The following is a 13,971-nucleotide window of genomic DNA, read 5'->3' as shown; positions in this document are numbered from 1 at the left end:
TCCTGCCTGTCTTCCTGAAAGTGCCGATCTGAATGGACCGTCTCGTCGCCATCGCCGTTCAGCGGCGCTTCCTGATGGTCGGAATGTTCGTCGCCGTCCTGATCGGAGGTCTGATCGCATTCCGCCAGCTCAACATCGAGGCCTATCCAGATCCGACCCCGCCGATGGTCGACATCGTGACGCAGAGCCCCGGCCTCTCGGCCGAGGAGATCGAGCGCTACATTACGATCCCGATCGAGACCCAGGTCGCGGGCATCAAGAACCTGCGCAACATCCGCACGATCTCGCTGTATGGCCTGTCCGACGTCAAGCTGCAGTTCTCGTTCGACTACACCTACGATGAAGCCTTGCAGCAGGTGCTGAATCGCCTGTCGCAACTGTCGCCGCTGCCGGGCAACGTCACGCCGCAGATCTCACCGCTCAGCGCGGTCGGCGAAATCTATCGCTATCGCTTGCGCGGTCCGCCGGGCTACAGCGTGCTCGACCTCAAGACCTTGCAGGACTGGGTGCTACAGCGCCGCTTCCGCGCGGTGCCTGGCGTCATCGACGTCACCGGCTGGGGCGGCAAGACCAAGACTTATGAGATCCAGGTCGACTTCAACAAGCTCGTCGCGAACGGCCTGACCCTGCCGCAGCTCTTGCAGGCGGTCGGCAACTCCAACATCAACGTCGGCGGCAACACGGTCGAGATCGGCACGCAGTCGGCGGTCGTGCGCGGTGTCGGCCTGATCCGCTCGATGGACGACCTCGCCAACACCATGGTGTCGCAGAGCGGCGGCAACCCGGTGCTGGTGAAGGACGTCGCCAATGTCACGGTGGCGGAGAAGCCGCGGCTCGGCATCGCCGGCCTGAACAACAATGACGACATCGTCCAGGGCATCGTGCTGATGCGGCGCGGCGAGCAGAGCTCGCCGACGATCGCCCGCGTCGAGCAACTGGTCGATCAGATCAACAATTCGACGATCCTGCCGCCCGGCGTGCGTATCGAGCGCATCTACGACCGCAAGGACCTGATCGACACCACGACCCACACCGTGCTGCACAACATGGTGGTCGGCATCGGCCTGATCGTGCTGCTGCAGTGGATTTTCCTGGGCAATCTGCGCAGCGCGCTGATCGTCGGCGCCACCATTCCGTTCGCGCTGTTCTTTGCCGTCATCATCCTGGTGCTGCGCGGCGAGTCCGCCAACCTGCTGTCGGTCGGTGCAATCGATTTCGGCCTGATCGTCGATGCCACCGTGATCATGGTCGAGGCGATCTTCCGCCGGCTGACGCAGACCACGCCGCTATCGGCAGCCGAGGAGAGCCACATCTCACCGGAAACGATGATGGGCATGAAGGGCCACGCGATCCTGTCGGCCGCGGCGGACGTGTCGCGCTCGATCTTCTTTGCCGCAGCCATCATCATCGCCGCGTTTCTGCCGCTGTTCACGCTCAGCGGCGTCGAGGGCAACATCTTCGGGCCGATGGCGCGCACCTACGCCTATGCGCTCGCCGGCGGTCTGCTCGCGACCTTCACGGTCACGCCCGCGCTCAGTGCGATCATCCTTCCGGCGCATGTCGAGGAGACCGAGACGCGCCTGATGCGACTGCTGCACGCGATCTATTTGCCGGTGCTGCGCTGGGCTGTCGGCAATCGCAACCTGGTGATGACCGGCGCGATCGGCCTCGTATTGCTGACGGTGGTGGTTGGCCGACTGCTGGGCTTGGAATTCCTGCCCAAGCTGGAGGAGGGCAATCTCTGGATCCGTGCGACCCTGCCGCCGACGATCTCGCTGCAGGAAGGCAACGCCTACGTCAACGAGATGCGCAAGATCATCCGCGCGCGGCCCGAGGTCGATGCGGTGGTCTCGCAGCACGGCCGTCCCGACGACGGCACCGATGCCGCGGGCTTCTTCAATGCCGAGTTCTTCGCGCCGCTGAAGCCGGTCAAGGACTGGCCCGGCACCAAGGACAAGGACCAGCTCACTGCGGAGCTGCTGAAGCAGCTCGACGACCGCTTTCCCGGTGTCGAGTTCAACTTTTCGCAATATCTGCAGGACAACGTTTCGGAAGCCGTGTCCGGCGTGAAGGGCGAGAACTCGATCAAGCTCTATGGCAATGATCTGCAGGCGCTGACGGACACCGCCAACAAGATCAAGCAGGTGCTGGCGACGGTGCAGGGCGTCACCGACCTTGCGGTGTTCACCTCGCTCGGCCAGCCGACGGTCCAGATCGACATCGACCGCGCCAAGGCCGCGCGCTACGGCCTTGCACCGGGCGACATCAACGCCACCATCAAGGTCGCGATCGGCGGTGACACTGCGGGAGATCTCTACGAGCCGGGCAGCGACCGGCATTTCCCGATCATCGTCCGTCTGGCGCCGGAATATCGCAAGAGTGCGGAGGCGATCGAGAATTTGCGCATCGGCGCGCAGGGGCCGAACGGCATCACCCAGATTCCGCTGAGCGAGGTCGCGACCATCAAGCTGGTCTCGGGCGCGGCCTATATCTATCGCGAGCAGCAGGAGCGCTATCTGCCGATCAAGTTCTCGGTGCGCGAGCGTGATCTCGGCAGTGCGATCCAGGAGGCGCAGCAGAAGGTCGCCGAGCAGGTGCAGTTGCCGCCGGGCTCACGCGTCGAGTGGGTCGGCGAGTTCGGCAATCTGCAGGACGCAATCAAACGGTTGTCGATCGTGGTGCCGATCAGCCTCGCTCTGATCGGCGTGCTCTTGTGGTTCAATTTCGGCTCGATGGTCGACACGCTGCTGGCGATGAGCGTGATCCCGATGGCGATCTTCGGCGGCGTCGTCGGCCTCGTGTTGTCGGGCATTCCGTTCAGCGTGTCGGCCGCGATCGGCTTCATCGCGCTGTTCGGCATCGCCGTGATGGACGGCATCATCATCCTGTCGCAGTTCAACCAGCTGATCGACGAGGGCGTCGACCGCATCGAGGCGGTCATCCGCACCGGCGAATTGCAGCTTCGGCCGGTGCTGATGACCTGCGTCGTCGCCGGCATCGGCCTGATGCCGGCCGCGGTGTCGACCGGCATCGGCTCGCAGGTGCAGAAGCCGCTCGCGATCGTCGTGGTCACCGGCATGATGCTGGCGCCGGTGGTCATCCTCATCACGCTGCCGGTCCTGATCTCGCTGTTCTCGCGGCGACGGGTCCGCTAGATGCGCATGTGCTCGTCGATGCGCGCGGCGGAGTCACGATCGACCGCGGCGGCATCAACGATCTCGCCGCGCTTGAACACGAGGTATCTGTCGCTGATCGAAAGCGCGAACGGCAGATGCTGCTCGACCACGATCATGGAGGTGCCGATCTCGCGCCGGACCCGCACCAGCACCTCGGACAGCCGGTCGACGACGGACGGCTGCAGACCTTCCGTGACCTCGTCGAGCAGCAGCACGTCGGGCTTCGCCATCAGCGCGCGCGCCACGATCAGCATCTTCTGCTCGCCGCCGGACAGCGTGCCGGCCCGCTGGCTCAGCCGCTTGGTCAGCACCGGAAACCAGCCGCCGACCTGCTCGAAACGCGCGCTCATGTCATCGTCCGTGAGCACGCCAAGTCTGAGATTGTCGCGCACCGACAGGTCCTGGAACAGCGCATGTTCCTGGGGAACATAGACCAGCCCCATCTTCCGCTTCAGATGCGGCGCCACCCGCGTCACGTCCTTGCCTGCAAGTTTCACTCGGCCGCGCCAGGCCGGCAGGAAGCCGACGATGGCCTTGAGCAGCGAGGTCTTGCCCATGCCGTTCTTGCCGACGATGGCAAGGGTTTCGGCTTTGCCGAGCGCAAAGCCGACATTGCTGATCACCTCCGACGAGCCGTAGCCGCTCGCCAGATCGCTGACTTCCAGGACGCTGCTCATGCGAGGGTCTCCGCATGCAGGACATGCTGTCCGGTGTATATTTCACGCACCAGATCGCTGTTCACGACCTCGTCGACCGAGCCGTCGAGCGCGAGGCGCCCCTGGTGCAGCACGATGATGCGCGAGGAGATCTCGCGGACGAAATCGAGATCGTGCTCGACCAGGAGGATGCAGAGCCGGTCGCGACGGGCGAGGGCGGTGAGGATGTCGGCGAAGCTCTGCCGTTCCGCGCGCGTCAGTCCGGCGGTTGGCTCATCCAGCAGCAGCACGTCGGGCTCGAGCGACAGCACCATCGCGAGCTCAAGTGCCTGCTTGAGCCCGTGGCTCAGATTGCGCGCTTCCTCATCGAGCCGCTCGCTGAGCCCGGAGCGTTCGACGACCGACATGGCTGCAGGCGGCAGCGCCAGCGTCACCGCGCGCGACGTCATTGCAGGAGGATCAGCATGTGTCCGCGCGACGCGCAGGCACTCGGCGACGGTCAGCGTCTCGAACACCGAAGCCGTCTGGAACTTGCGCCCGAGACCAAAACGGACGACGTTATCCGGCGGCAGCCGTACGATGTCATGGCCGGCGATCGCGACGTCGCCGGTCGAGCGCTCGCGGCCGTCGGAGAGGCAACGGATCAAGGTGGTCTTGCCGGCCCCGTTAGGACCGACGAGGCTCAGCAATTCGCCGCGATATGCCGTGAACTGCACGCCGTCCAGCACTGCGAGACTGCCATAATGCTTGCCGAGCGCGCGAACTTCGATTGCAACGGCGTCCGGATTGCTGACCGCCGTGGCGGCGGCGGCCGGGCGCAGCGTCGTCGCAGTGCTCCGTCCCGAACCACCGCGCTTGAACAGGCGCATCACAGCGCCAAGCAGGCCGTCCGGGAAGACAAGGATCACGATGATCAGCGCAAGCCCGACGATCAGCTCCCACACATAGGGGAGGCTATTGGCAAGGTAGGCGCTCGCCACCTCGATGCAAAGCGCGCCGATCACCGGACCGATCACGGTGCCGCGGCCGCCGAGCGCGACCATGATCACGAGGTTAGTGCCGAAAGTGAAGCTGGCGTTCTCGGGCGCGGCGACGGCGCCGAAGCCCGCGTAGAAGAAGCCGGCGAGCGCAGACACGATCGCGGACAGCACGAGCACGATGATGCGCAGCCGCGAGGTGTCGATGCCGAGATAGGTGCAGCGCGCGTCGTTGTCGCGCAGCGCTGCAAGCAGGCGCCCGGTGTCGCTGCGCATCAGGATGAGCGCCAGCACGGCCGTGGCAAGCAGCCCGAGACCGGCGAGGCGCAGCCAGGTCTCGATCTCCAGATCGAAGCTCTCGAAGCCGACGAGGCCGCTGGACGAGCCGGTGAAGGTGCCGCCGGAATAGAGGATCTGCACCAGCACGATCGGCACCACCAGAGAGATCACCGAGGCGTAGAGCGGTGTCGAGCCGGGATAGAACGACAGCCAGCCAGTGAAAGCTGCGACAGCTGCAGCGATCGTCACCGCGGCGGCGATCGCTGCACACACCTGCCAGGTGCCGAAGCCATATTCGGTGAACATGATTGCGAGCGCATAGGCGCCGATGCCGAAGAACGCGGACTGGCCGAAGGTCAGCGTGCCGCAATAGCCCCACATGATGTCGACGGTAATGGCGGCGATGGCGACGAAGCAGGCACGCACCAGGATGTTCACGAGGTAGGTATCGAGCAGCAGCGGCGCGATGACGATCACGCCGGCCGCGATGGCCACGAGCACCACCGGGACGATCATGCGCGGCATCGCACGGCTCATTGCAGGCGTCTCGGGAGAGGCGAGGGGGCGCGCATCAGGCACGGGCAAAACCCTCCGGGCGGATCCGCAGCACGATGGCAGCGCAGATCGCAATGGTCAGCCCGCCAAGGATGGGGTTGACGAAGGTGGAGACGAGAACCTGCAACGTCCCGAGCACGGCACAGGAGCCGGCCAGTGCCAGCAGCGAGCCGCCGGACACCATGACCAGCATGAACGCGCCGATCAGCCAGGGCACGCCCATGTTCGGATCGACGCTCGACAGCGGCGTGATCAGCGCGCCCGAAAGCGCAGCGAGCCCGCTGCCGAGCGCGAAGGTGATGAGCCTGACGCGCGAGGAATCGACGCCGAGGCCCTGCGCCAGCATTTCGTTCATGATCACGGCCTTGGTCGACAGGCCGAGCCGCGTCCCGTTGAGCAGGGCGGTGAACAGCAGGCCGACAATGATGGCCGCGACGATCATCACCAGCCGGTAGGCCGAATAGTCCGCCCCGAACAGATGGATCGTGCCTGAGATTGGCGCCTGCACGAACTGGACCTCGCGGCCGAACATCAACGTAATGAGCTGTCCGAGCACGATTCCGAGTCCCCAGGTGGCGAGGATCGCATCGAGCGGGCGCTTGTAGAGACGCCGCACGATCACGACCTCGGTGACCCCGCCGCAGACGGCGCCGGCAGCAAAGGCAAGCGGCAGGATCAGGAACCAGGGCAGGTTCAACTGCGTGCCGACCAGCGCGGCATAGGCGCCGACGGTCAGAAAGGCGGCATGGGCGAAATTGATGATCTTCATGACGCCGAACACGATCAGCAGGCCGGCGGCGATGATGAAGAGCATGGCGGCCGTCGTGACGGCATCAAGGGCGACGGTCAGCATGGTCATTTCCAGTCGAGAGGTGCGAGGCGGACTACGGTCCGCCTCGCCGTCATCATACGCGATCAGGACTTGCCCGGGCACTGTGCGCCGGGATCGACGTTCTGGAAGCTCTGGATCACCTTCACGCTGCCGTCGGCCTGGACCTGGCCGAGATACATCGTCAGCGGCGCATGGCGCTGCTTGTCCATCTTGATCGTGCCGCGCGGGCCGTCGACCGAGACCTCGGCCAACGCCTTCAGGACCTTGTCCTGGTCGGTGCTGCCGGCCTTCTCGGCCGCCGCCTTGTAGGCGTAGACCGCCTCATATTCCGGGACCGAGAGATCGTTCGGCGTCTTGAGCTCGGCACCGAACTTCTTGGCCATCGCCGCCAGGAACGTCTTGTTGGCGGGCGTGTCGATGCCGGTCACGTAGGAGGCGGAGAGGAAGATGCCGGCGGCATCAGCGCCCATGCCCTTGGCGGTGCCCTCGTCGACGGCGAGGTTGCCGTAAGGCAGGTTCACGCCGGCGGCGCGCAACTGCTTCGTCAGGGTCACGTTCGGTGCGCCGCCCGCGGTCGAGGTGATCAGCGCGTCCGCACCCGATGCCTTGAGCTTGGAGATGATCGACGTCCAGTCGGAGCCATCCATCGGCAGATATTCCTCGCCGACCACCTTGCCGCCGGTCTTCTCGATGTAGCTCTTGGTGAAGCCGAGCATGCCGCGGCCGAAGGCGTAGTCGGAGCCGATCAGGAAATAGTTCTTCGCCTTCTTCTCCTTGTTGAAGTAGTCGACGATCGGCGGCACCTGCTGGTCCGGCACCCAGGCGTTGACATACAGATAGGGGCTGCAGGACTTGCCCTCGTAGAACGAGGTGTAGATGTAGGGCGTCTTGCCGCGGGCGACGATCGGCAGGCCGGCATTGCGGGCCGCGCTGGTCTCCATCGAGATCAGCACGTTGACCTTCTTCTGGAAGATCAGTGCGTCGAATGCCTTCTGCGCGCCGGCGGCGCCCGAGGCGTCATCGGCGACCTCGAGCGCGAGCTTGCGGCCGAGCACGCCGCCCTTGGCGTTGATCTCCTCAACTGCGAGCTCGGCCGACTGCACCACCGAGGGAGCGACGACGGAGTTGGCGCCGGACAGGCCGACGGGGACGCCGATCTTGATCGGATCGGCGGCCAAAGCAGGGGAGAGTGCCGTCGCCGCAAGGGCGAGCGCCAGCGAGGTGGTGATCAAACGCAACTTCATCGATTGTCCTCCGTGAATGGTCGAAAGCTGAAAAGTCGTTGTGAAGCAGTCAGTACCAACCCCGTTTGACCTCGCTGCCGAGCATCTCGTCATAGACGTCGGAGCGGCGGTCGCGCAGGACCTGGTTGAAGGCGTTCCAGTTGCGGGCGCGGCGGGCCTCGCCGAGCGCGACGTCGGCAATCACGATCTCCTCCTTATCGCGGCTCGCGGGGCCGGCGACGGGCCAGCCGGTGTAGCTGACGATCAGGCTCTGGCCCTCGAACGGCTGGCCGCGCTCGACGCCGACGCGGTCAGCGCAGGCGATGAAGATCGAGTTGGAATGCGCCGCCGCCATCGCCAGAATGTTGGCCATGGCCTCGCGGCCCGGCACCTGGCCGGGGATCGGAACCCAGTTGGTCGGCACGCAGACGATATCGGCGCCCTGCAGCGCGTTGAGGCGATAGCTCTCCGGGAACCAGCCATCGTAGCAGATCGCCATGCCGATGCGGCCGATCTCGGTGTGGTAGACGGGGAAGCCGAGATTGCCGGGCTCGAAATACAGGTTCTCCTCGTTCCACAGGTGTACCTTGCGGAACGTGCCGATGTAGCCCTTCGGCCCGATCAGCACCGCGCTGTTGTAGAGCTTTGCGCCGTCGCGCTCGCAGATCCCGGCCACGAGATGCAGGCCGTGCTCGGCCGCGATCTCGCTCCAGGCCGTCACGGCGGGACCGCCAGGGATAGTCTCGGAGGCGGCGAAGGCCTCCTCGCGCGACTTGAACACGTAGCCGGAGGAGGCAAGCTCGGGCAGCACCACGAGGTTGGCGCCTTGCGCCACCGCCTGTTGGATCAGATCGAGGCTGTGGGCGAGGTTGGTTGCCAACTCGCCGACCATCGGCTGCATCTGGATGCAGGCGATCCGCACTTTGCTGTCGTCATCCGTCGTCAAGGCACGAGTCTCCGTTGCGTTCGCGAGGTCCGCGCGCGCCAAACAAAAAGCCCCCGACTGCGCCTTGCGGCGCAATGCGAGGGCTGCATAGCCTGATGTGAAATGGCCGACCGGCCATTGGCGGACATCCGATGTCCGCGATGGCCTCAAGTAATTCCCATGCTTGATACGAAGTCAACGCCATCGGCTGCAAAAATTTCGGGCCGCGGCTGCCCAACGCATGAGCGCGGAAACACCCGCTCAGCGCGAGGCCGGCGCATCCAGCACCCCCAGTCCTCCGAGCGTCTCCTGTGCATTGATGATGGAGATTGCGATGTCGGCCATCGCGACGCGCTTCTGCGTCGCCTGCGCGCGGATCAGCTCGTAAGCCTCGACCTCGCCGACCTGCTTCAGCCCCATCAGGATCTTCACCGCCTTGTCGACGTCGCGCCGCGCCTTCAAGGTCTCCTCGAGCTTCTGCACCTTGCCCTCGAGCCGCCGCGTATAGCCGCGCAGCGAGCGCGCCAGCACCAGCGACGACAAAATGCCGAACGATCGGATCGGCTTGTTGACGACGCCATGTGCATTGCTGTCGAGCAGTCGCTTCAGGATGGTCGGGTTCTCGTAGTCGACGATGGCGATGAAGGTGAGGGGATGATCGCTGGTGCCTTCCGGAAAGATCATCTCCTCCGAGGTCTCGATCAGCTGGAACACCGTGTCGATGTCGTGCGGGATCGCGGCCGGCGGCGGCCATACGCCGCGCACGTTGCAGCCGATGCGCTTGAGCTGGTCGATCAGCGCGTCCCCCTCGGCGTCGCGTGGATGGATCACCAGCACGCGGGCGCCGCGCAGCTCCTCGATGAGGCGGCGCACGCCGGGCTTCATGCGGTCATCCGGCCTCATGCCGACAGCGCCTCTTCGCTCAGCCAGCGGCCGCCGATCGGCGACACCGAAAGATAGGGATCGGGCTTGATCGGGCTCTTGCTCTCCCAGACGATGTCGAACTGGCCGTCGGCGCGGACGCGTCCGATCCGCGGCGTCACCCAGACATGGTTATTGTCGGGATCGATCCGGATCGGTCCTTCCGGCGCATCGAGGCTGAGGCCGAGCGCAGCTTCCACCAGCTTCTGGGTGTCGAGGCTGCCCGCCTGCGCCAGCGCCAGCGCGAACAGCTTGATCTGCGCATAGGCCGAGGCGCTCCACATGCTGACCGGCTTGTCGGGGCCGAAGGCGGCGGCGAACGCCGCCTTGAAGCGGTCGTTGCTGTCGCGCGCGAGCGTACCGAAATAGCTCGCCGCGGTGAGGTGACCCGCGCAGTATTCGGCGCCGATGGCGCGGACCTCGCCTTCAGCCATTGTGAGACTGGCGATGGGCAGCCGCTTCGGATCGAAGCCCGCCTGTGCATACATCCGGTAGAAGCGCTGCGCGGTGCGGCCGACGATGGTCGAGAACACCACGTCGGGCGCGGCGTTCCTGATGGCGTCGAGCCCGCGTGCGAGTTCGGCGTCTCCAGCCTCCATCGTCACATATTGCTCGCCGACGACGCGGCCGGCATAGGACTCGACGAGGTCGCGCATGATGCGGTTGGATTCGCGCGGGTAGATGTAGTCCGAGCCGATCATATAGACGCGCGGGCCGTGCTTGCGCACGATGTATTCGGCGAGCTGGAACGCGTTCTGGTTCGGCGCCGGTCCCGTGTAGATCACGTTCGGCGAATATTCAAAACCCTCGTAGAGCGACGGATACCAGAGCAGGCCGTTGCGACGCTCGATCGCCGGCAGCACCGCCTTGCGCTCGGCCGAGGTCGAGCAGCCGAAGATCACGGAAGCGCCGTCCTCGGTGAGCAGGCGGTCGGCGAGCTTGCGGAACGTTTCCGGCTGCGAGCCTGGATCATAGGCGATGACCTCGATCTCGCGGCCGAGCACGCCGCCGTCCCGGTTGATCTCCTGGATCGCCAGCGCGGTGCCGAAGAAGTGCTCGGACTCCGTGACCTCCATCAGGCCGCTGCGCGAGAACAGCACGCCGACGCGCCAGACATCCTTGTCGGATGATTTTGCGGCCGGTCTCGTCGTCATCATCATGCCTCCAGGTCAACGGGCCGGTCGGGCCGGCTCGGAAGCGCGGACTATTGCGGCTCGCCGTGCGGTTGGCAACCGGGGGCGGGGCCGCAGGCAGGGATCCCGATCAGGCAAGCCGCAGCATCGCCGCGACGCCAGGGCGTCCGGATCATGCGGCAGGCGGGCCCTCGTGAACCGATGAGGGCGCAGGGAATGCCGGGCGCTGGCCGCACCCATGGCCCGCCTGCAGAAAAAAAGCAGGCGGCAGTCACCACAGGTCAGCCGAGACATCCCGGCATTCCCTGCGCGGAGGTTTTAACGCTTATACGCGATCTCCCCGGGGACCGGCTTGATTGACCCCGTCGATCGCAGAGCTCATCAGGACTCCGCAACCTCCAGCCTCAGCACCGGGAGGCCAGGACCACGCGATTTCACGTCCGCGAAGCGCATCGTTCGTCCGCACACATGATGCGCGCCGATGCCCTCGCGTCCACCGCATTGCCGGTCCAACGTCTCGTGACGACGCGTACGCCCCTCATCCGGACCGGAACGCGGACCTTATACGCCTGATTTGCTGATTTTCAGAATCGTTTTATTTTTCGAGCAGGCTCTTGAAATCGGCGTTGTTGCTGGAACGGCAGACAAATTCGGCGTTCTGGAGCATGTTTTCGCCGGCAACGTCGCGTCGTGGCAGGGGCCAAAGTCGAATTCGAACGTTGACCATCTCGCGACCAGGCGGCAAACCGTCCGCTGTAGATGAAGGAACGGGTCCAAGTCATGGTCCCGGTCCGCTAGGAAAGCCAGATGCGTAGCCTCGAAGACCGAGCCCTGCTTCTCTTGCTCGTCGCGATATCGCTGATGTTCGGGTGGATCCTGCTGCCGTTCTACGGCGCGGTTCTGTGGGGCGTCGTCGGCGTCATCGTCTTCGTTCCGCTGCACCGTTGGTTGGCGCGGTCGATGCACGGCCGACACGGCCTGGCGGCGGCCGTCGTGGTGTTGATCTTCGTCGTGATCGTCATCCTTCCGCTGTCGCTGATCGGGGCGTCGCTGGCACAGGAGGCATCCGCTGTCTACAAACAGATGCAGTCCGGTCAGCTCGACATCGGACAGTATTTCCAGAAGATGCTGGCCGCGCTTCCGACATGGGTCGTCGATCTGCTCAACCGCTTCGGACTCGGCAGCCTCGCCGGAATGAAGGGCAAGCTGTCGGCCGTCCTGCTGAAGGGCAGCGAGGTCATTGCGAGCCAGGCGCTCGTGATCGGACAGGGTACGTTCGAGGTCTTCGTCAATCTGTTCATCATGGTCTATCTGCTGTTCTTCCTGCTGCGTGACGAAGAGACGCTATCCGAGCGCATCAAGAGCGCCATTCCCCTGCGCCCGGAGCAACGCGATGCGCTGCTGCGGAAGTTCACCGTGGTCATCCGCGCGACGGTGAAGGGCAGTCTGCTCGTCGCTCTGGCGCAAGGCGCGCTGGGCGGCCTGATGTTCTGGTTCCTCGGCATCAACGCGCCCCTGCTGTGGGCAGTCGTGATGGCCTTCCTGTCCTTGCTTCCGGCAGTGGGAGCGGGCCTCGTCTGGTTTCCGGTCGCGCTCTATCTTCTTGCCATCGGATCGATCTGGCAGGGTGTGGTCCTGATCGCCTATGGCGCCCTCGTCATCGGTCTCGTCGACAATGTCCTGCGTCCGATCCTGGTCGGACAGGACACCAAGATGCCCGACTATGTGGTGCTGATTTCGACATTGGGCGGGATCGAGGCATTCGGCCTCAACGGGTTCGTCATCGGGCCGGTGATCGCGGCAATGTTCATCGCGATCTGGGACATCTTCTCGACCTCGCGCTGTGAGGAGGCCTTGGCGCCGGATGCCACGCGCGGGACGGGATGAGGGGAACGCGGTGCACAATGTGGAGCGCGCATTTCATCGGGCGGATTAACGGATCGTAACCCGTCCTCTCCTAGCCATGAGGCGTTCGACGGGTTAAGTTCATTGATCCGCCGCATGCGCTCTTTACCCGTCTCCTGACGGGCGTCCACGTCCCAGACTTTCTCTTCCAGAGCGGTTCGTTGTCAGGCGCACGATGAACCATTTGGCTTCGACGGCGGTTAAACCGACGATAGCTCGTGATTTCGAACTCCTGCAGCCTGTTCGGCGGTCCGCAGGGGTCCATTTGGCCGCGGTCTCGCCATGCGCGATCGCCAAGAACACAAGGTGGAGACGACATTGCAGTTCGATCAGCCAGTCGCGATGGCGATTGTGCCGCCCAAGGACCGCGCCACGCTGCGCGCCGGCGATAACGAGGGCCGCGCCGCGGCCGATGCCCGCTACTGGATGCAGATTCTCAGCAGCTACCGCACGCCAAACCGCCTGCGCAGCGTGACCGAGCTGGTGATCACCGCCGTGCCGCTGGTGGCCCTGTGGACGGCCGCCTGGTTCGCGTTCTCGCTCGGCCATGCCTGGGCTTCGTTGCTCATCGCGATCCCCGCCGGCGGTTTCCTGGTGCGTCTGTTCATGATCCAGCACGATTGCGGCCATGGCACCTTCTTCGCCGGGCGTCAGGCGAACGACTGGGTCGGCCGTGTCCTCGGTGTGCTGACCCTGACGCCCTACGACTGGTGGCGGCGCACCCATGCGATCCACCACGCCACCAGCGGCAACCTCGATCGGCGCGGAATAGGCGACATCGATACGTTGACCGTGCGGGAATATCAGGCGCGGTCGGCCTGGGCGCGGCTGCGCTACCGGCTGTACCGCCACCCGCTGGTCATGTTCGTGGCAGGGCCTGCGTATTTGTTCTTCCTGCAGCACCGTCTGCCGTTCGGTCTCATGCGGGCCGGCTGGTCGCCCTGGATCAGCACGATGGCCACCAATTTCGGCATTGCCCTGGTGGTTGCCGGGCTGATGTGGCTCATCGGCATCCAGGCGTTCCTGGTCGTGCATCTCCCGATCATGCTGCTCGCCGCCATGGCCGGCGTGTGGCTGTTCTATGTCCAGCATCAGTTCGAGCACACCGTCTGGGAGCGGGACGAGCGCTGGACGATGCAGCAGGCCGCGCTCTACGGCAGCTCACACTACGACCTGCCGGGATGGCTGCACTGGCTGACCGCCAATATCGGCATCCACCACGTCCACCATCTCTCGAGCCGGATTCCCTATTACCGGCTGCCGGTCGTGCTGCGCGATCATCCCGAACTGCGCGAGATCGGCCGCATCACGCTGCCGGAGAGCCTGCGCTGCGTCCGGCTGGTGCTGTGGGACGAGTCGCAGCGCCGGCTGGTGTCGTTCCGCGAAGCC

At 64.9% G+C, this 13,971-nt stretch carries 10 protein-coding genes; 3 read left to right on the top strand and 7 right to left on the bottom strand.

What is annotated here, in order from left to right:
* Positions 1-32 precede the first annotated feature (32 nt).
* The gene (locus QX124_RS20070; RefSeq protein ID WP_315798064.1) at positions 33-3,155 is read left to right on the top strand and encodes a CusA/CzcA family heavy metal efflux RND transporter; all 3,123 of its coding nucleotides are present in this window, start codon (positions 33-35) and stop codon (positions 3,153-3,155) included.
* Here QX124_RS20070 and QX124_RS20065 read toward each other — a convergent pair.
* The 7 genes from QX124_RS20065 to QX124_RS20035 all read right to left on the bottom strand — a co-directional run bounded on the left by QX124_RS20065 (position 3,152) and on the right by QX124_RS20035 (position 10,698).
* The gene (locus QX124_RS20065; protein ID WP_315798063.1) at positions 3,152-3,853 is read right to left on the bottom strand and encodes an ABC transporter ATP-binding protein; all 702 of its coding nucleotides are present in this window, start codon (positions 3,851-3,853) and stop codon (positions 3,152-3,154) included. The genes QX124_RS20070 and QX124_RS20065 overlap by 4 nt on opposite strands.
* The gene (locus QX124_RS20060; RefSeq protein WP_315798062.1) at positions 3,850-5,625 is read right to left on the bottom strand and encodes an ABC transporter permease subunit; all 1,776 of its coding nucleotides are present in this window, start codon (positions 5,623-5,625) and stop codon (positions 3,850-3,852) included. Before QX124_RS20060 ends, QX124_RS20065 begins: the two co-directional genes overlap by 4 nt.
* 34 nt (positions 5,626-5,659) lie before the next feature.
* Positions 5,660-6,496 carry a branched-chain amino acid ABC transporter permease gene (locus QX124_RS20055; RefSeq protein ID WP_315772549.1) on the bottom strand — a complete coding sequence of 279 codons (837 nt, stop codon included), beginning with the start codon at positions 6,494-6,496 and terminating at the stop codon, positions 5,660-5,662.
* Between the two features lie 62 nt (positions 6,497-6,558).
* A complete protein-coding gene (locus tag QX124_RS20050; RefSeq protein ID WP_315798061.1) occupies positions 6,559-7,719 on the bottom strand; it encodes a substrate-binding protein in 1,161 nt (386 codons plus the stop codon).
* Between the two features lie 49 nt (positions 7,720-7,768).
* A complete protein-coding gene (locus tag QX124_RS20045; RefSeq protein WP_315798060.1) occupies positions 7,769-8,644 on the bottom strand; it encodes a nitrilase family protein in 876 nt (291 codons plus the stop codon).
* A 240-nt stretch (positions 8,645-8,884) separates the two neighbouring features.
* On the bottom strand, positions 8,885-9,508 hold the full coding sequence (locus QX124_RS20040) for an ANTAR domain-containing response regulator (protein WP_315737327.1): 624 nt from the start codon (positions 9,506-9,508) through the stop codon (positions 8,885-8,887).
* 14 nt (positions 9,509-9,522) lie between these two features.
* Positions 9,523-10,698, bottom strand: coding sequence for a transporter substrate-binding domain-containing protein (locus tag QX124_RS20035; RefSeq protein WP_315798059.1), 1,176 nt, complete (start codon positions 10,696-10,698; stop codon positions 9,523-9,525).
* Between the two features lie 786 nt (positions 10,699-11,484).
* Here QX124_RS20035 and QX124_RS20030 point away from each other — a divergent pair.
* Together QX124_RS20030 and QX124_RS20025 are read left to right on the top strand one after the other, a co-directional pair.
* Positions 11,485-12,564 carry an AI-2E family transporter gene (locus tag QX124_RS20030; RefSeq protein WP_315798058.1) on the top strand — a complete coding sequence of 360 codons (1,080 nt, stop codon included), beginning with the start codon at positions 11,485-11,487 and terminating at the stop codon, positions 12,562-12,564.
* Positions 12,565-12,864: 300 nt separating this feature from the next.
* A partial coding sequence (locus QX124_RS20025) for a fatty acid desaturase (protein WP_409997718.1) occupies positions 12,865-13,971 on the top strand: 1,107 nt, incomplete at its 3' end.

This window comes from Bradyrhizobium sp. SZCCHNRI3043 (assembly GCF_032377735.1).
In the GTDB taxonomy this organism is placed as follows: Bacteria; Pseudomonadota; Alphaproteobacteria; order Rhizobiales; family Xanthobacteraceae; genus Bradyrhizobium.
Note: the sequence above shows the minus strand (reverse complement) of the source record. Positions and strands in the feature narration are given on the sequence as shown.

What these genes read in the sequence shown, in the direction of transcription:
- QX124_RS20030 (WP_315798058.1), top strand. Translation starts at nt 11,485, where the DNA reads ATGCGTAGCCTCGAAGACCGAGCCCTGCTTCTCTTGCTCGTCGCGATA.
- QX124_RS20050 (WP_315798061.1), bottom strand. Translation starts at nt 7,719, where the DNA reads ATGAAGTTGCGTTTGATCACCACCTCGCTGGCGCTCGCCCTTGCGGCG.
- QX124_RS20070 (WP_315798064.1), top strand. Translation starts at nt 33, where the DNA reads ATGGACCGTCTCGTCGCCATCGCCGTTCAGCGGCGCTTCCTGATGGTC.
- QX124_RS20060 (WP_315798062.1), bottom strand. Translation starts at nt 5,625, where the DNA reads ATGAGCCGTGCGATGCCGCGCATGATCGTCCCGGTGGTGCTCGTGGCC.
- QX124_RS20065 (WP_315798063.1), bottom strand. Translation starts at nt 3,853, where the DNA reads ATGAGCAGCGTCCTGGAAGTCAGCGATCTGGCGAGCGGCTACGGCTCG.
- QX124_RS20035 (WP_315798059.1), bottom strand. Translation starts at nt 10,698, where the DNA reads ATGACGACGAGACCGGCCGCAAAATCATCCGACAAGGATGTCTGGCGC.
- QX124_RS20040 (WP_315737327.1), bottom strand. Translation starts at nt 9,508, where the DNA reads ATGAAGCCCGGCGTGCGCCGCCTCATCGAGGAGCTGCGCGGCGCCCGC.
- QX124_RS20055 (WP_315772549.1), bottom strand. Translation starts at nt 6,496, where the DNA reads ATGCTGACCGTCGCCCTTGATGCCGTCACGACGGCCGCCATGCTCTTC.